Annotated in this window: 12 protein-coding genes and 1 CRISPR repeat array; of the genes, 5 read left to right on the top strand and 7 right to left on the bottom strand. The window is 67.0% G+C overall.

Going from position 1 to position 18,020, the window contains the following annotated elements; all coding sequences use genetic code 11:
- Position 1: 1 nt before the first annotated feature.
- From NI17_RS10285 to cas2, 4 genes are read left to right on the top strand one after another with little or no spacing between them, the layout of a single operon-like run.
- Complete coding sequence (locus tag NI17_RS10285; protein ID WP_084012838.1) at positions 2-3,133, top strand: CRISPR-associated helicase/endonuclease Cas3; 3,132 nt, start codon at positions 2-4, stop codon at positions 3,131-3,133.
- Positions 3,130-3,636 (top strand): CRISPR-associated protein Cas4, encoded by a 507-nt coding sequence (locus NI17_RS10280; RefSeq protein WP_068693685.1) that lies wholly within the window; start codon positions 3,130-3,132, stop codon positions 3,634-3,636. The genes NI17_RS10285 and NI17_RS10280 overlap by 4 nt, the downstream gene beginning before the upstream one ends.
- The gene (cas1b, locus tag NI17_RS10275) at positions 3,633-4,613 is read left to right on the top strand and encodes a type I-B CRISPR-associated endonuclease Cas1b (protein ID WP_068693683.1); all 981 of its coding nucleotides are present in this window, start codon (positions 3,633-3,635) and stop codon (positions 4,611-4,613) included. The genes NI17_RS10280 and cas1b overlap by 4 nt, the downstream gene beginning before the upstream one ends.
- A 2-nt stretch (positions 4,614-4,615) precedes the next feature.
- Positions 4,616-4,879, top strand: coding sequence for a CRISPR-associated endonuclease Cas2 (gene cas2 / locus NI17_RS10270; protein WP_068693714.1), 264 nt, complete (start codon positions 4,616-4,618; stop codon positions 4,877-4,879).
- Positions 4,880-4,994: 115 nt separating this feature from the next.
- A CRISPR array of direct repeats spans positions 4,995-6,788; the repeat unit is 30 nt; unit sequence GTCGCTGATCATCCCTGGAGGGATCGCAAC.
- 215 nt (positions 6,789-7,003) lie between these two features.
- On the opposite strand, the gene NI17_RS10265 is transcribed toward cas2, so the two are convergent.
- The 7 genes from NI17_RS10265 to NI17_RS10235 form a co-directional block, all read right to left on the bottom strand.
- The gene (locus NI17_RS10265) at positions 7,004-7,321 is read right to left on the bottom strand and encodes a hypothetical protein (RefSeq protein ID WP_157129802.1); all 318 of its coding nucleotides are present in this window, start codon (positions 7,319-7,321) and stop codon (positions 7,004-7,006) included.
- Positions 7,322-7,429: 108 nt separating this feature from the next.
- A complete protein-coding gene (locus NI17_RS10260) occupies positions 7,430-7,603 on the bottom strand; it encodes an ATP-binding protein (RefSeq protein ID WP_157129801.1) in 174 nt (57 codons plus the stop codon).
- A 143-nt stretch (positions 7,604-7,746) separates the two neighbouring features.
- Complete coding sequence (gene ltrA, locus NI17_RS10255; RefSeq protein WP_084012844.1) at positions 7,747-9,525, bottom strand: group II intron reverse transcriptase/maturase; 1,779 nt, start codon at positions 9,523-9,525, stop codon at positions 7,747-7,749.
- 596 nt (positions 9,526-10,121) lie between these two features.
- Positions 10,122-10,355, bottom strand: a complete 234-nt coding sequence (locus NI17_RS10250; protein WP_068693680.1) for an ATP-binding protein — start codon at positions 10,353-10,355, stop codon at positions 10,122-10,124.
- Positions 10,356-11,083: 728 nt separating this feature from the next.
- Positions 11,084-12,697 (bottom strand): SNIPE associated domain-containing protein, encoded by a 1,614-nt coding sequence (locus NI17_RS10245; protein ID WP_084012837.1) that lies wholly within the window; start codon positions 12,695-12,697, stop codon positions 11,084-11,086.
- 45 nt (positions 12,698-12,742) lie between these two features.
- Positions 12,743-13,189, bottom strand: a complete 447-nt coding sequence (locus tag NI17_RS10240) for a hypothetical protein (RefSeq protein ID WP_084012836.1) — start codon at positions 13,187-13,189, stop codon at positions 12,743-12,745.
- A 190-nt stretch (positions 13,190-13,379) separates the two neighbouring features.
- Positions 13,380-13,736 carry a hypothetical protein gene (locus NI17_RS10235; RefSeq protein ID WP_068693678.1) on the bottom strand — a complete coding sequence of 119 codons (357 nt, stop codon included), beginning with the start codon at positions 13,734-13,736 and terminating at the stop codon, positions 13,380-13,382.
- A gap of 664 nt (positions 13,737-14,400) precedes the next feature.
- On the opposite strand from NI17_RS10235, the gene NI17_RS24440 reads away from it, so the two are divergent.
- Positions 14,401-17,940: a LamG-like jellyroll fold domain-containing protein gene (locus NI17_RS24440; RefSeq protein ID WP_119268034.1), complete on the top strand. Its 3,540-nt coding sequence runs from the start codon at positions 14,401-14,403 to the stop codon at positions 17,938-17,940.
- The last annotated feature ends 80 nt before the right edge of the window (positions 17,941-18,020 follow it).

Here is an 18,020-nt window from a genome sequence, read left to right as displayed (position 1 = left end):
GATGACACCACCGCGAGCGCCAGTCGAGGCGGTGCGGATCGAGCTGTACGCTCCCGTGGCCTCCTTCCGCGACCCGATGTTTCCCAGGACGACCCGCTGCCTACCCGTCCCACCGCCCTCCACCGTCCGAGGGATGCTGGCAGCCGCCAGCGGGCGACGGTCCGAGCCGGTCACCCTGGGGATGAGCGCGCACGCCGAAGGACAGGGCACCGATGCCGAGACCTACCACCCGATCGCCTCCAACGGGACCAACCCGGCAGTGGGCGGGCGGGTGCAGGCCGGCAAGGGCGGCACCACGCTGCGCCAATGCCCCTTCCTCACCGGCATACACCTGAGCCTGTGGGTGGCCTCTCCTGATGCCGACCGTATCGCGGCGGCCCTGCGCAGCCCGGTGTGGCCGCTGCGCCTGGGCCGTTCCCAGGACCTGGTCCACATCCGCTCCATCACCCCCACCGTGCTCCACCCCGCCGAAGAAGCACACATCGGTCACGCTCTGGCCCCCGCCGGGGGACACGAGGCCCCGCAGGCAACCCCCCTGCGCCTGGCTGAGACCATCACCCCCGACCGCCAGTGGACCCGGTTCGGTGACTATCTGTGGTGCGCCGAACCAGCCGGGCGGGCCCCTGTCCACGGGGCCTACCGCGACCCCTCCGATGACCAGGCCGTCTGGTTGCACACGCTGGAGGGAAACGGCAGCCGAGAGTACAAGGAAGAGCAGCGACGAGAGTTGGCCGGAGTGTGGGCCAAGTCGGCCGCCTACTCCGCTCTGGGACGTCCCGAGACACTGACCGAACACAGCAAGGCGGTACAGGAAGCCGCCCGAGCCGTGGCCGACCGGATCGATTCCCCCGGAGTGCTCGCCGAGCACCCCGGATTCTGGGCCGCGGTGGAGACCGCCGCACTCCTGCACGACGCGGGAAAGATCGCCGAAGGCTTCCAGCGCCAGATCCGCTCGAAGAAGGACCGCTGGGGAGAGCGCCATGAAGTGCTCTCCCTGGCCTACCTCCACCTACTCACCGGACACCTGAAACCTCAGGAACAGAAGTTGGCCGCAGCCGGTGTGGCCTTCCACCACCGCCCTCTTCCCGGCCCCCGCGGGCTGGCGGAGCGCTACCCGGCCACAGCCGACTGGCAGAAGAAGTTCGGACACGATCCGACCGCCCCCGAAGGCCGACCCAAGGGGCAGATCCCCAAGAAGCGACACCTGGCCCTGCTGGGCTGGTACGCCGACCGGTTGGGTCAAGAGCCCGAACCGCTCGGCCGACACAAGATATGGGAATTGGCCCGGGACGCCTTCGCCCAAGTCCGCGACGACTGGTCTTGCCCGGTCCCCCCGGACGAAGGGCTGGTGGCGGTGCTGGCCCAAGGAGCGGTCACGCTGGCCGACCACTGCGGCTCCTCCCACACCGCCCTGCAGACCCACATGCCGCTGCCGCGCGACTACATCGCCACCCTGACAGCCCCCTACCCCCACCAGAAGGCCGCAGCCGAGACCGACGGCCATCTGGTGCTGTGCTCACCCACCGGCAGCGGAAAGACCGAAGCCGCACTGGCCTGGGCCTCCCGCCAGATCGACGACATGGGCGGCCACCCGCGGCTGGTGTGGGTACTGCCCTACCGGGCCTCCATCGACGCCGCGCGCAGACGCCTGGCCGGCGGCCTCCTCGCCCCTCCCGGGCAGGAACGCCCCGACATCGCCGTGCTGCACGCCACCGCGGCCCAGAGCCTCCTGGCGGAGATGACCAGCGAGGACGGAGCGACCGACATCGACGACGCCGCGGTTTCCGCGGCCAAGGCGCGAGCCCAGGCGGAGGCGATGCGGTCCCTGTTCGTCCAGCGGGTCCGGGTCTCCACCCCCCATCAGCTTCTGCGCGCAGCGATCGCCGGGCCCCGCTACTCCAGCTTCCTGCTTGAACAGGCCAACGCCCTCCTCGTCCTGGACGAACTGCACGCCTATGATCCGGTCACCTTCGGCCGGATCTGTGCGGCCATGCAACTGTGGGAGCAGTTGGGCAGCCGCATCGCGGTGCTTTCGGCCACGCTGGCCCCACCCATGCTCGCCCTCCTCTCCGACGCGCCCAGCGACGGTGCCTCACCGAGCCTCACCGGTCCTGTGACTGTCCACAGGACACCTGCCGGCACCGCCCCTGACCGACACCACCTGGTCCTGGACGAACAAACCATCACCGATCCCTCCGCACTCCAGCGGATCAGCGAGTGGCTGGCTCAGGGCCACAGCGTGCTCGCCATCGCCAATACCGTCGCCACGGCCCAACACCTCTACCGGCGGCTCGCACCGGCGGCACGTGAATCCTTGCCGGACGACCCCGACGCGGCCGTGCTGCTGCACTCACGCTTCCGTGCCTGCGACCGCGCCGCCATCGAACACCGGATCCGCCGACGCCATCCGGAACGCGACGAGGGAGAGCCAGGACGTCGAGGTGGCCTCGTCGTCGCCACCCAAGCCCTGGAAGTCTCGCTGTGCCTTGACTTCGACCGGGGGGTGAGTGAACTGGCGCCGGTGGAAGCACTGGCGCAGCGCGCAGGCCGGGTCAACAGGCGGGGCCGTCACCCCGAGGGGCCGGTGGAGTTCCGGGTCCACGAGACCGAGAACCACCTTCCCTACGAGGAAGGCGCCATCGAAGCCGCCCGGTATGCCCTGCATCAGGTCCCCGGGCCGATGATTTCCGAGCACACCATCGATGACTGGCTGCGTCTGGCCTATGACACCGAATGGGGGCGGCAGTGGGAGCGTGATGCCCGGCGTGCCCGGGATGAGTTCATGCGTGACTTCCTCACCTTCACCGAGCCTTTCGAAGACCGAAGCGAGTACGCGGCCCGACTCGACGAGGCGTTCGACTCGGTGGAAATCCTTCACGCTGACGACGAGGAAGACTACCTCGAGCGCTATGCCGCCGACCCGCTGTTGGCCGCCGAGTTACTTATTCCGGTTCGCTTCACCCAGTTCATGAGGATCAGAACCGCTCGCCGCGCCCGCCCTGTTGCCGCAGGCCCGGGCGGGCCGCACCTGTGGGTCACCGACCTGCCCTATGACCCCGAGATCGGACTGGACCTGGCCGCGGCCAAAGGCCCAAGCCCGGGCTTGAGCCCGCAAGGAGGGACGATTCTGTGACCGAGGAGACCGACAACGGTATCGGGGGCGTGCACATCAAGTACCTGCTCCACTGCCCCCGCCAATTATGGCTCTATTCCCGGGGTTACCGGCCGGAGCAGAACAACAGCAGTGTTGCCTTCGGAGAGGCACTGGACGCCACGACCTACACACGGCGCCGTGACATCGACCTCGGCGAGGCCAAGATCGACTGGGTCACCACCGGGGCGGTCGTGCACGAGACCAAGTCCTCGCGCACCCCATCCCCGCAACACGAGGCCCAGGTCCGGCACTACTGCCTGCTTTTGGCCCGGCTGGGCGTCAACATTGCCCGCGGCGTAGTCCACTACCCCCTCGTCCGCCGCACCACCGAGGTCGCCTGGGACGCCTTCGCCCGGGCCGAGGCCGAAAAGACCGAGCAGGCGGCCAAAGACGTCATCGCCGCCGACCAACCGGCACCCCGCCTGCCCCGCAGTCGCTGCCGTGGCTGCTCCTACCGTGACTACTGCTGGGGAGACCTGTGACCGCCGCAGCGCGCACCTACTGGCTCACCGAACCCTGCCGCATCCGCCGCGAAGACAACAGCATTCGCATTGAACGCCCCGATCAGACGCCGATACGCATCCCCATCACCGACATCCGCGACCTTGTCGCCTTCGACCACGTCGACGTGAACACCTCGGTGGTCTCCTTGCTCAACCGGCACGACATCACCGTGCACCTGCTTGACCACTACGGCAACTACGCCGGTTCTTTCACCCCGCACGAGGGGATGAGTTCGGCTCTTGCGCTGCGCCGCCAGGTCGAAGTCACCAGTGACACGCACCTGCGACTCACAGCGGCCCGCGATATCGTCGCCACCACCGCGGCCAACGTGAAATGGGCACTGGACACCGATCTGCTCGACGCCCCTTTGAAGCGTCTTACCGAAGATCTTCCCACCGCTGGAGACAGTAACGCTCTCATGGGAATCGAAGGTAATTTCCGGCGCAGCTCGTGGGAGGTACTGGACACCATGTTGCCGCCCTGGCTCCGCCTCAACGGCCGCACGCGGCGGCCGCCGTCCAATGCCGGAAACGCCTTCATCAGCTATGTCAACACCATCGTCTACGCGCGCATGCTGACCGCTCTGCGCTGTACACCGTTACATCCTGCAATCGGGTTTTTGCACGCCGATACCGACCGCCGCCGCAACACCCTCGCTTTGGATCTGGCCGAACCTTTCAAGCCGCTCTTCGCTGAGCGGCTGCTCCGCCGCGCGGCTGCACAGAAAACCCTCCGCCAGTCCGACTTCGAAAGCGACGTCGCGCGGGCCTCATTGAGTAAGGGAGGTCGTAAGAAAGTTGCCGAGATGCTGCGGGCCGAGCTGGCCAGCACCGTTTACCACCGATCCCTCAAGCGCAAGGTCAGCTATGAGGAGCTGATTCACCTCGAAGCCCTTAAGATCGTCCGCCTCTGTCTCGAGGGGACTTCTTACAAACCCTTCCGGCCCTGGTGGTGACCGTGTTCGTTGTCGTGGTCTATGACACGCTCGCTGAGCGCAACCCCAAGATCCTGAAGACCTGCCGCCAGTATCTTCACTGGGTTCAACGCAGCGTTTTCCAAGGGGAACTGTCTGCAGCCCAGCACCGCTCCTTCACCGAAGCAGTCAAGGGAGTCATCGACCTAGAGTACGACAGTGTACTCATCTACCGTATGCAGACGCATCACGCCGTACAGACCGAGACGATCGGACAGGAGTTCTCTAGCGGCAGCCCTGTGCTGTGATCGTGAAAGGGCTGCACCCTTTTGACCTGCGATGTTGCACTACCGGCGGTCTTCTGCAGAACAGCTTCTCCACAGGAGTGGGAAGAGGGTTGCAACCTGCGACTTTACCCTCGGGGTCGCTGATCATCCCTGGAGGGATCGCAACACGACGCCGACGTCTGGCGCGTCCGGGAGCTGGTCCGGGTCGCTGATCATCCCTGGAGGGATCGCAACAGGGGGCGCGGCTCGCGCCCCTCTCATGGGTCACAGGGTCGCTGATCATCCCTGGAGGGATCGCAACTCCTCCAGGGCCTCGATACGGCGCAGCCGCTCCCGCGGTCGCTGATCATCCCTGGAGGGATCGCAACCAGAGATCCGTCTGGTGCGGGATGGTCTCCCCCGGGTCGCTGATCATCCCTGGAGGGATCGCAACCCGCCACCGCCCGGCCCACCGGCAGAGGACTGCCCCGTCGCTGATCATCCCTGGAGGGATCGCAACCCGGAGAGATCGAACCTGGAGAGTCACCCACCGAGTCGCTGATCATCCCTGGAGGGATCGCAACGGTGACGTGACCCTCCGCCGACGTAGGACCTCGGGTCGCTGATCATCCCTGGAGGGATCGCAACTCGGGGGCTGGCATGCGCACCCTGGTGTACTCCGGTCGCTGATCATCCCTGGAGGGATCGCAACTCCGCTACCTGCTGGTATCTGCTGGTCATCTCATCTCGTCGCTGATCATCCCTGGAGGGATCGCAACTGGCCGTGCCCCTCCTGACCGTCGGCGTCATCTCGGTCGCTGATCATCCCTGGAGGGATCGCAACATCCGCCAGCCGCGGGCGCTGCCGGTGCGCCCCCGTCGCTGATCATCCCTGGAGGGATCGCAACGCGCGCTCCCTGCGGCGGTCGCTGATCCAGCCCATGGTCGCTGATCATCCCTGGAGGGATCGCAACCTGTCCATCGTGCTCAACTGCGCTGGGCACTGGCGTCGCTGATCATCCCTGGAGGGATCGCAACGTGGCAGGCCGACGCCCGGCGCGCTAGGGCTGGCGTCGCTGATCATCCCTGGAGGGATCGCAACGCGGCCTCAGCCTCGATCGCGTCCAGGTCGACGTGGGTCGCTGATCATCCCTGGAGGGATCGCAACCCGGACGCCTCATCCGCAAGGCCCGCGCCTACGGGTCGCTGATCATCCCTGGAGGGATCGTAACGCCGTGCTGGCCGCGCTGGCCCTGGGCACACCAGGTCGCTGATCATCCCTGGAGGGATCGCAACCACCCCAGTTCGACGGCGCCGACCAGCAGCATGCTGGTCGCTGATCATCCCTGGAGGGATCGCAACGCGACCTCCTCCCACGACGGGAGCGGCCGGTCCCGGTCGCTGATCATCCCTGGAGGGATCGCAACACGGCGATGACCTGTCCCACGTCGTCACCTGGATGGTCGCTGATCATCCCTGGAGGGATCGCAACACGGCGATGACCTGTCCCACGTCGTCACCTGGATGGTCGCTGATCATCCCTGGAGGGATCGCAACCCCTGCCTACGCCGCGCCTCAGCGGCGCGCACACGTCGCTGATCATCCCTGGAGGGATCGCAACACGGCGATGACCTGTCCCACGTCGTCACCTGGATGGTCGCTGATCATCCCTGGAGGGATCGCAACCACCGAAGAGCTGGTCTTGTCCACAGGACCTCCCGAGTCGCTGATCACCCCTGGAGGGATCGCAACACGGCCTACCGACCCTGTGGTCCCTGCCTGCGGGCACCAGTCGCTGATCATCCCTGGAGGGATCGCAACACCGGCCCGGCGCCGACGTGTCCGACCACCTGGCGTCGCTGATCATCCCTGGAGGGATCGCAACACCGTCACCCGCGGCGGCGCCTCCTCGACGGGCCGGGTCGCTGATCATCCCTGGAGGGATCGCAACACACGGTCCACCAGGAGAACGATCCTGCCTGTCATCGGGGTGGGGGCCAGTCGGGGCGGGTGGGGGGTGGGGGCAGCGGTGTGGCCGCGGGTTCTGGGGTGTGGGTGAGGGCTTGGGCGACCGACTGGGTGGGGGCGTGCAGGACGACCAGGTGGCCGTCTTCGTTTTCGGCGATGACGGCGCGGATGGTGTAGCCCCCAGGGGGTCGGTGCTCCTCAGGGCCGGGGGATGCGGTGCGCCCAGGCCGGTGAGGAAGGCGTGGATGCGGTCGAGGTCGCGGAGTTGGAGGCGGCCGTGTTCGATGCGCGAGACCGTGCCTGGGTCAGTCCGGTGAGGTGGGCGAGTTGCTCCTGGGTGATGGGGGTCAGCGTGCGGGCCTGGCGGATGAGGGTGGTGACGTCCAGGCGCGCCACGGCCCGGACCACGACCGGATGAGTCCAGAACTCGGTGGGAAAGACCGGATGGGTGGGGTTGAGTTCGCGGGCGGTGATGGCGGCCTTGAGGGCGGCGCGGGTGATCATCGGTGCGGGCACGGGCGGCTTCCCCGGGGTCAGTACGGACAGTGGGCTGCGGGCGTTGGGGTCGACACCAGGGGGCTGAGGATCGCGGAATATCGGCTCCTGGCGTCATGATCAACAGGGTCAGGGCCAGGTGAGCAGGAAGTACACGCCCTCCTTCCACGGGGCGAGAGTGCCCCACTCGGTGGCCAGCTGATCCACCAGGAACAATCCGCGCCCGTGTTCGTAGAACGGGTCCTCGGGCTTTGAGTACCTGGGGCATGGACTGCCCCAGGCGCGGGCGCAGGGTGCGCACATGGGTCCACACTCCCCAGTCGTCCATACGCACGCGGATTTTGAAGGACTCACCGGGGTCGCCGGAGTGGGTGTCGGGTAGCCCTGGCACATTGCTGCGCCAGGGCCCCCTCAGAACCGGACGTGCCAGTTTCCCAGCATCCGGCTCAAGCAGATCTCGTGGACTTACGGAACCTTCCCGCTGTATCCCTGCGCATCTGAGCAGCCAGTCCACGACGACAGGAATCATGCACAAGACTGGTGAATTTTCCGCCCGCTGGACCAGGACCCTCGTAATACGCGAGATAACCAGCACTTATCGCCTTACGAGAGATCACCAGCCACCACCGCTCCCACTCTCTCGGAGACTGTGGCGGCTGATCGGCGCTGAGCAGGACCTCTCCGCATAGCGAGCATACGCCTCCCTGTCTTGACAGCAGAGACAGCGTGTACTCGTCCAATGGCGGTTTAACCTTGCTGCGCCGATGGGTCCAGTACGACGCAAGGTCAGGATCGTCGATCGACGACCCCGCCTTGACCATCACGTGACGGACAATAGGAGTCCAGGAGAACTTCACCAAGTAAGCGCCGCTGTCGCGGTCACCGAACACCCAGTTGTCATTCCTGACCTTGTTGAACCTACCGAAGTACCGTTGCTTCACCCAGTACCTTGATTTACCGGGGTGAGTGCGCTTGGCCCACCGCCAGGTAAGCCACCACACATACTCGTCCAGTTTCTTGAACACCCTGGACGAGACCACCCCCCGATAATAGGCTGACCACCCGCGGATAACAGGGGTGAGCGCCAAGACCACCGCTCCCGCATTGGAGCCACGCAGGCGGTGCATCTCGGCCTTCAGCCTCTCTCGGAGTCTTGAGACCGCTTTCTTGCTCGGCGTGATCAGGAGTTTGCCGTGGTAACGACGGATAGTGAAGCCAAGAAAGTCGAATCCCTGCGAGACATGGACAACATGTGTCTTCTCCTCGTTCAGGGACAACCCTCGCGGCTTCAACCACTCCGCCAACCTCCTTTGAATCTGCTCCGCCTGCTCCTGGGAGAAGCAGCACACAGCAAAGTCATCGGCGTACCTGACCACGGCGGGACTACCCGGCTTCATCACTCCGTATCTCGAAGCGGATGTGTAGAGACGGGTTCCAGCAGCCTCTTCCAATCCGTGTAGCGCGACATTCAGCAGCAGAGGACTGATCACCCCACCCTGGGGAGACCCCTCCTCTGTGGGAGTGAATCCCTTCCTCCTTTCCATCACTCCAGCCTTTAACCATCGACGGATCATGTCTCGGGCAGGAAATGCCCGGATCCTCGACAGAAGATGGCCGTGGTCGATCCTGTCGAATGCCGCTGACAGGTCCGCATCCAGTATCCACAGGCGCTTGGCATCCCTCCTGCCGAGCACCGAGAACAGGTACGCGATCGCGTCATGGCAACCACGTCCAGGACGAAACCCGTAGGAGCGGGCCTCGAACTGTGCTTCCCATTCCGGTTCCAGTGCGTTGCGGACCCGTGCCTGATGACACCGGTCCATGATCACTGGAATTCCCAGTGGACGCATTCTCGTCTTACGTCCGGATTTGGGTATGTGCACCCGCCTGACAGGGCGAGGCCGCCAGGTACGACGACTGTCATCCACCTGATCAGCGACTCGAATTCTGTCCTCGCCGGACAGCGCAACCTGTCCGTCGATTCCAGCTGTCATGCGGCCAGCGTTGTGCTGTGTCACCCTTCGCACACTGACCAACGTGTTCGACCGGCTTCGCAGCATCAGTTTCTGCAGATTCCTGACCTGAGGCCAGTTCTGCTCCCGTGTCGCCTTGAAGATTCGCTGACGCAGTCTCCGTACTTCCTTCTCGTGGAAACGCCAGTCCAGGGCGCCCCACTCCAAGGAGCCCTCAGGTCCGTTCACCTCTCGGGTGTCCAACTTGCCCATCAGTTCCGGTGCCTTCGTCAATCCGTCCTCAACGATCCACCTGTCCACGTCAGCCCGCTTTCGCGTCCGGGAGACCCGGTATCCGACCAGTTATACGAAGCACCCGTGGAGATCGGGGAATCCCGCTCCGACTTCCTGTTCTCTTTCGAGATATCGGCGTTCGCTTCATGGGCATCCTCGTCCCGCTCGGGAATTGAACCTTCCTCACGGTTGGCCTACCACTTCGCCTGACAATCCACAGCAGAGTGGACCCGGTCGGGGTTTCCATGTTCCGCACGTTCCAGACCCGACCGGAGTGGGCGCCCTCTATACCCCGGGGACAGCGGTGTCCTCACGACCGCCCGTCACGCGGCGGTCGCCGCCTGCCGTCTCTCCACGGCTGGTCCCTTTGCATCCCGGCCCTGCGTCCCGTTCCGGGAAGTCGCTATAACGGGGCCTCATCAAGGGTTCACTCGCGTTCGCCCGCCCGGTCTTCTCCTCACCTGTGGCCTCCGACGGGAACGGAATGGCTCTTGGGCTTTCCTTCGGGCTTCGCACCCGGCCGTTACCGGCCGCGCACGCCAAAGGCGGAGACAGATCCTGAACACTGATCTGGATTACATCGCTCTTATGAGAACCTCCATTCGATGCAACCACTGGAAACGAGCGACCTCATGTCGCACGTGCCGGATCGCGTTCGTGGCCAGTTCCGAGGTGATCAGCTCGGCCCGCTCCACCACCTCGTCGGGAGCGGTGGAACGCGGGCATAACCGGACCGCGCCGACCACGAACCGGCGCGCGGCGGCCACGCTGGCGGGGAGTCCGGGAAACGACGTGAACGCGACAGTCACGGCTGCACCTCCGCCAGGAAGCGCAGCACGTAGGGGCGCACCCGGGAAGCGCGCCGGGGCGGGGGAGTGGGGCGGGCAGTAGCCTGGGGCATGAGTCCTCGACCTGCTTTCTCCAGGTTGGGGGCTAAGGCCCTGAGCCGGTGCGGCTACACCAGGTCAGGGCCGCTTCCTTGGGGGCGCACCAACAACCTGGCCCATCGGCTGTAACCGGACGGCGGAGCGCCTGCGGGGCCGCAGTCCCGCAGACGCTTCTGTCTGCCCGCTCCGCCGCAGGCCGGAAGTGGGTAGGGACGTCGGCCGCCTCCACCACGTAGGCTCCGCGTCGGCGGTCAGCCGCTGGTTCGGCCCGCGGCTGTTCGCCGCGAAGACGTTCGCGCCCGCGTCCGGTGGTGGCCCGTCGTTCGGTCCCGCGGCGAACGCGTCCCGCTCCCGTCGGCCGTCAGCCCACGCACCCGCGACCCGCTACGCGCCCCCTGCCGGAGTTTCGCCCACACACCCGTGCGCTTGGTCACCGCCACCCTCCGTTTGCGCGGGCGAACCCGCCGAACCAGGAGTCCCCCGCCACCGACACAACGCGGAAAGCGGCCGGGACCGGTCTCGAACGACTACACCGGAACAGGAACCGGAACACCCGCATCGCGGCGCGGCAACGCCTCCGCCAACGTCCAAGCCCCCGACCGCGGGAGCGGTCGGGGGCTTGACGGGCAGGTGGCCGTGGCCACTTCGGCCTACCGTCGGGGCGCAGGGGCCTCGGGCGCGGCCTCACCGCGGCTCTGGCGGTACTCCAGGGCTTCGGGGACCTCGTTGTACTCGAGGATGTCCCCGGCGACCTCGGAGAGAAGAACGCGAACCTCGGCGGGGGTGGCGTAGAAGAACTCGCGGCGCTGGTTGACCCGGTTGACGCGCTTGTCGGCCAGACGCCGGTGCATCTCGGCCTCGACCCCGACAGCGTCATCGGAGAAGTGGATGGCGTGCACGTCGAAATTGAAGGGCACAGAGGCGTCGCTGAGTTCACGCACCCGGTCCATCGGGTCCAGGCGGCGGGTCATGCCGACCTTGACCACCTGCTCGCCGAAGGAACCGAGGTTGGAGATGACGTAGACATACCCGGCGCGCGCGTTGGCGGCCCGGTAGTCAACGTTGTCGATGGCCTGGGCGATGTCGTCGAGCTGGGCCTCCATCCGGGCGACGCCTTCGGTGTCGCCCTTGGCGCGCAGGGCCGCGAGCGCGTTCTCGTAGTGGTGGCGTTCCTTGTCTAGACGTGCCCTCTCACGTTCGAGTTCGGCCTGGGCCCGCTTCTCCTCGCGCAGCCGGGCCTTCTCCTCGCGGTCGCGTTCCTTCTCCTCAGCGACCTTGTTGAGGTGGTCGGCGGTCAATTCCAGCTCCCGCATCCGAAGCCAGTGGTACGGGGCGGAGATGCGGATGTCCATGGACCGTCCGAGCTTCTCGATCGTCGCGCGCGACTTGTCCAACCGGTCCTTCGAGGTGCCGAGTTTGTACGGCTTCATGCCGCGCACGAGGTTGTCGGCCTCGTTGTTGTAAGCGCGCAGCAGCAGCTTGGAGAACTCGTCGACCACTTTGCGGCCCTCGGCGGCGGAGCCGTTCATCGTGAACGCGGTGGTGGCCTGGACCGCGCCACCGCCCTTGCGGTTCATGGCCTTGGTCTGCTCCTTGAGTTCGGCGAGTTCGGACTTGTAGGCCACCGAGTCGTCAAGGGGGTGGGTGTATTCATAGACGCCCGCTTCCTGGAGGATCAGCAGGTCTTCGGTGACGACCAACTGCTGTTGGAGCGCGGCGAGCTGGGAGGCGACGGCGTTGAGTTCACCAACCGCCCGGGCGTGCTGGGCCTGGTGTTCACGGTCCGCGCGCTGCCGCTCGGACTCCCACGCCGCGCGGGCGGACTCGATCTCCTCGGTCAGGTGCCGCTTGCGGCGCTCCAACTCGACCACGTCCAACGCGCCGAGCCGGTCCAGGTCCGCACGTAGCGCGGCGTTCTCGTCGGCGAGCCGGTTCACTTCGCGGGCCAGTTCCCGGGCTTTGCCGCGCGCACCGAACAGACCGATCTCGGTGTCGACGTGTCGGGGCGCGGCGACACTCGTGTGTGGGGAGAGCGGCGCGGCGGCTGGAGGGTGGACTCCGTGGTCGGCAGCCGACCCGTACGGGGGTGTCGTCCGGGGAGCGGCGGTGTCGCCGGGGGGAGCCGGTTCCTGGCTGGCGGGAACCCAGAACTGCCATCCCGCCGGTGCGGGTCCCCACGCGGGGTCGGGGGCCCAGCCGGACGGCGGAGTCCATCCTTGGGGCGGGGTCGGCCAGTTCGGAGGGGGATTGTAGCGATAGAACATGGGGATTCCTGTGGTTGGGGGCGGGCAGCCGGTGACACCGGGGTCTTAGTGCTGTTGGTCGAGAGAGAAGACGATGTCGAGCCCGCGGTCGGGGTGGTAGGACCACGAGGCGGTGATGCCGTCCCAGGATGCGGACTGGCGGCCGTCCAGGGCGGTCGTCCTCTCCATCTGCGCGACGATGCCGTCAGGCGCCTCCAAGGCGTTGAGCACACAATTCACCTCGGCGTAGGAGAGACCGCCGGCCTCGTCTGCGCCTTGGTGGTCGAGGACCAGACTCGCGCCCTCGTCGCCGATCCGCGCGAGGGAGTTCTTGTAGTTCAGTTCGCACTCGTCGACAGCGGCGGTGAAGGTGTCGGGTGCTCCCGCTTCGGAGGCGAAGGAGAGGAGGGCGGACCCGGCCGCGCCGACGATGACTCCGACGACACCGGTGACGGTCGGAAGAAGCCATCCGGGAACGGGTCTCGGAGGCGGTACGGGGGCCTGGTTGGCCACAGTGCCGCCTAACGGCGCTGAAGACGGCCCCGTGGCTCCAACGGGGGGTGTCTGGTCGTTGCGGGGGCGAGGCTCTGGACCGGACTCAGGTGTTTCGTGCATGTGTGGCGCTCCTGGGGATGCCGCTTGGATGCTTCTGGACGGGGACCGCACGGCTACCGGCAGTGGCCGTACGCGGGTGAGTGGGGCGCTACCAACCGCTGCTCTTGTGGTCGTATCCGGTGTCGGGGTGCGGGAGTGCGTCGGCGACGCGGCCACAGGAGTCCTTGCCGCCGCCGAAGCCGAGGACCCCGGAGGCGCAGGCGGTGACGTTGCGGGCTTCGGGGACAGACTCGGACACCCGCTGAACCAGGGCACGCCCTCGGCATGGCGGCGCAGCGAACCAGGGGGCGTACTCCAGGGTCCGACTGCCCTCCTCGGTCTTCGATGAGGGAACGAGTTGCCGCAGGGCCAGCAGCTCCGCAGCGCCGATCATCGCCTCGGTGCGGACCGGGGCCACGATGAGTCGGATTCCTTCGGCAGCCGCGGTGGGCACGGTGATGGTCATAGCTTGGCTCTCTCAACCACTGGAAGGGACGGGGTGCTGTCTCGTGCGCGGTGACCAGCGAACAGCGTGGATTCGAGAATCGCAACTCCACAAAGAAAAGAGCCAATGCTTTCTTGATAGCCCTCATTACCAAGAATTTTGGAAGTGGCGGTCTTTGGGATGAGGAGAGCGCGGACTCAGGAGTCGGCACGGGGCGAACACGGCGACGGCCCGGTGAAACAGGGAGTGTGTGGTGGGTCGTCGGGGGAGCGGACCCTAACCCGCGGATTGCGAGCCCTCCGGAAGCGGGGGAGGGGACGGGGCGGAAATCCCGGTGGAGTGGGGAATGCCGGTCGTGTGGTGTGGTGGGTGTTCCGGGTATCGCGGTACCGAGGTGGCGGTTCGGGGTGCCGTCGTGTGTCGGAGGGTGCCGTGCGGTGCCGGGGGAGTGCGGAACTTGAGAGCCGACACGGAGCGGACACGGCCGTGTGCGGGAGCGTGTGGCCGGATCCGGCCATTGGTCGAGGTTTGCGGCTGAGGCGAAGGGAACCTTCACAGGTTGGCGAACCCTCTGTTGGTTCCGTCACACTCTCCGTGGTTTTAGGTGTGGTTTACACGTGATCTTGGTCTGGCTAGTTTGATCACGGCTTAACGGAATATCGGCCGGGTCGCCCCGATTCGGCGGATGTGTCGCGTGCTGGATCGGGTGGGTTTCGTGCTGCGCAGGACGGGTGCGGGTGTGCTGGCCGGTGTGGTGGCGGCGGGGCTGCTGTGGGCGGCCCCGGCCTCGGCCGACGACGAGGAGTCGGCGGAACCGGATCTGACGGCCGAGGAGGAGCAGGCCCTGGCCGAGGCCGCGGAGTCGGGGGAGCCGGTGGAGGTGGCCTCGGCCACCGATGAGCGCTCCCAGGTTTTCGCCAATCCCGACGGGACCTTCACCCTGGAGACCCACGCCTCGCCGGTGCGGGTGCGCACGCCTGAGGGGTGGGCGGAGGTGGACACCACGCTGGTGCGCACTCCTGATGGGCGGGTGCGTCCGCGTGCGGCGGCGGTGGACATGGCCTTCTCCGGGGGCGGCGACGACGCGCTGGCGCGGGTCGCGCTGGGCGGCCGCTCGGTCGAGCTGGGCTGGCTGGGAACGCTCCCAGAGCCGGTGCTGGTAGAGGACCGCGCCACCTATCCGGACGTGCTGCCGGACGTGGACCTGGTGCTCACCGCCGGGGTGGACGGCTTCGCCCAGGTGCTGGTGGTGCACACCCCCGAGGCCGCGGCCCATCCGGAGCTGGCCGAACTGGAACTGCCGCTGCGCGGCGAAGGAGTGCAGGTCACCTCGGATGCGGGCGGCAACATCAACGCCGTCACCGCCGACGGCGAGAGCGTCTTCACCGCCTCGGCCCCGGCCATGTGGGACTCCTCCAGTGCTGACGCGGACGGAAGCACCCAAGAGGACACGACTGGCACCGATGGCGGCACGGACACCGATATGGGCGCGCTGGCGCTGGCTCCGGCCACCGGCGCGCGCGTGGCCCAGCTCGGCACCCGCCTCACGGATGAGGCGATCGTTTTGGAGCCCGACCAGGACCTGCTCACCGACGCGGCCACCGAGTATCCGGTGTTCATCGACCCGTCGGTGTCGGTGACCCGCCAGGCCTGGGCCTATGTGGACAAGAAGTTTCCCAACACCGCCTACTACAACCGCTCCGACGCCGACACCGGTGTGGGCTACGAACCCCAGTACGGCCACACCAAGCGCGGCTTCTGGCGGTTCGCGATCTTCGAGCGCACCCGCAACGCGACCATCCAGTCGGCCACCCTGCGCACCGAGGTCACCCACGCCTTCGGCTGCACCAACGCGCGGGTGGAACTGTGGCGTACCGGCAACATCAGCTCGGCCACCACCTGGAACAACCAGCCCGACAAGCTGACCCGCCTGGACACCCAGACCGTGCGCAAGGGCCGGACCGGTTGTGAGGGCTCGGGCGTGGAGTTCGACGCCACCGCCGCCTACGAGTGGGGCCGCGCCTACAACAAGTCCAACATCATCCTGGGCCTGTACGGCAACGAGACCGTCTCCTCCACCAACTACGACTGGCGGCGCTTCAAGAAGAACCCCTCCCTGGTGGTGGTCTACAACAACGCGCCCGCCACCCCGGCCACCACCACCATGCGCGACTCCCACGGCGGCACCTGCGCCACCAACTCCGCGCAGCCCCGGCTGATCAACACCACCACGCCGCGCCTGTACGCCCAGGTCCGCGACACCGACTCCCAGTACGCCACGCAGAAGCTCAAGGCCCAGTTCCAGATCCAGTCCGACGGCACCACCATCCAGACCAAGGACTCCACCTCGGCCAACGTCGCCAAATGGCCCGCGGGCAGCGAACGCTCGGTCACCACCGACGCGCTGCCCGAGGGGCCGCTGATCCGCTACCGGGCCCGCGCCCACGACCAGACCACCTGGGGAGGCTGGTCGTCCTGGTGCTACCTGCGGGTGGACACCACCAACCCCGAGACCGGCCCCGAGGTCACCTCCACCGACTATCCCGACGACGAGCAGTTCCACGGCTCACCCGGACAGTCGGGGGAGTTCACCTTCGCCGCCAACGGCGTGGCCGACGCCGCCGGCTACCACTACAGCCTCAACAGCGACTCCTGCACCACCGTACTCATCCCCGACACCCCGGGCGGCTCGGTCACTGTCACCCTCACCCCCCGCACCGACGGGCCGAACCTGGTCTACGCGCGCACCGTCGACGGGCACGGCAACTCCTCGGCGTGCATGCTGGTCCACACCTTCCTGGTCGCGCCGCCCAGCGATCCGGTCGCCCACTTCCCCTTCGACGAGGGCACCGGAACCGTGGCCGCCGACACCGAACGGCCCGGCGAGACCGCCACCATCTCCACCGGAGCCGACTGGATCCGCGGCCGGGTCGGCGCGGTCGAGAACCCGAACACCAACCCCTCGCCGCGCCTTGAGGGCACCGCGGTCCGTACCCACGGCTACGTCCCCTCCGACCCCGAGTGGGACGAGATCACCACCAGCGGCCCCGTGGTGGACACCAGCCAGACGTTCACGGTGGCGGCCTGGGTGAAACTGGACGCCAAGAACGCCCACCACACCGCGATCGGCCAGGACGGCGTCCAGCAGAGCCCGTTCCACCTGGGCTACCAGCACAACGAGGACGCCTGGGTGTTCAAGATGTCACCCGAGGACGCCCCCACCTCCGGCTCCACCGGGTGGAGCTACGCGCTGTCCACCGAACCCGCCAGGACCGGGGTGTGGACCCACCTGATGGGCGCCTTCGACGCGGCCACCGGCGAGATCGCCCTCTACGTCAACGGCGAGAAACAGGGCAGCGCCGTGCACGAGAGCGCCTGGAACGCGAGCGGCCCGGTGACCATGGGCCGCAGCAAGTACCAGGGCGCCAAGAACTACTACTGGCCCGGCGGCATCGACGACGTCCGCTTCTACGACCGCCTCGTCACCGACGTCCCGTTGAACAACGGCACCTCCGAAGCCTGGGAACTGGCCAACCGGTTCCCGGCACTGGAGGGACGCTGGCTGCTCGACGAGTACGCGGGCACCACGGCCACCGACGCCAGCGACCACGGACTGGACGCCACCCTCACCGGAGACCCGGCCACCGTATGGAACACCGCGTTCAACGACGTGGTCTACATCCCCGGCGCCACCCTCAACGGCACCGACGAATACTTCACCACCACCGGCCCGGCGATCCGCACCGACGCCAGCTTCAGCGTGGCCGCCTGGGTGCGCCTGGACTCCACCACCACCAACCCCGCAGCACTCAGCCAGGACGGCACCCAGCACAGCGGCTTCTACCTCGGCGCGCAGAACACCCAGGACATGAACAACTGGGTGCTGAAAATGCCGCCGTCCGACACCGCCGGCGCCTCCGGCTGGTCCAGAGCCCTGTCCGCCAACCCACCCGAACTGGGCGCCTGGACCCACCTGGCCGCCACCTTCGACGCCACCACCCGCACCCTCACCCTGTACGTGGACGGCATCGAAGAAGGCAGCACCACCCACGCCACCCCCTGGCACGCCGACGGGCCAGTGCGCATCGGCGCCGCCAGGTTCGAGGGAGCCCTGAGCGACCTGTGGAACGGCGACCTCGCCGACATCCACGTCTACCAGGGCGTCCTCAACGAAGACGACATCGAACGCGTGTACTGGGGAGCAGCAGCCGTGCCTCACCAATAGCCAATGCGCCCCGCTTTATCCCCTGATCTCCCCCCAGACAGACGGTCCGGTGGCCGATAGAGCCGCCGGACCGGAGGAGC

The organism is Thermobifida halotolerans (assembly GCF_003574835.2).
GTDB lineage: Bacteria > Actinomycetota > Actinomycetes > Streptosporangiales > Streptosporangiaceae > Thermobifida > Thermobifida halotolerans.
This window is presented reverse-complemented; position numbering and strand designations above follow the sequence as displayed.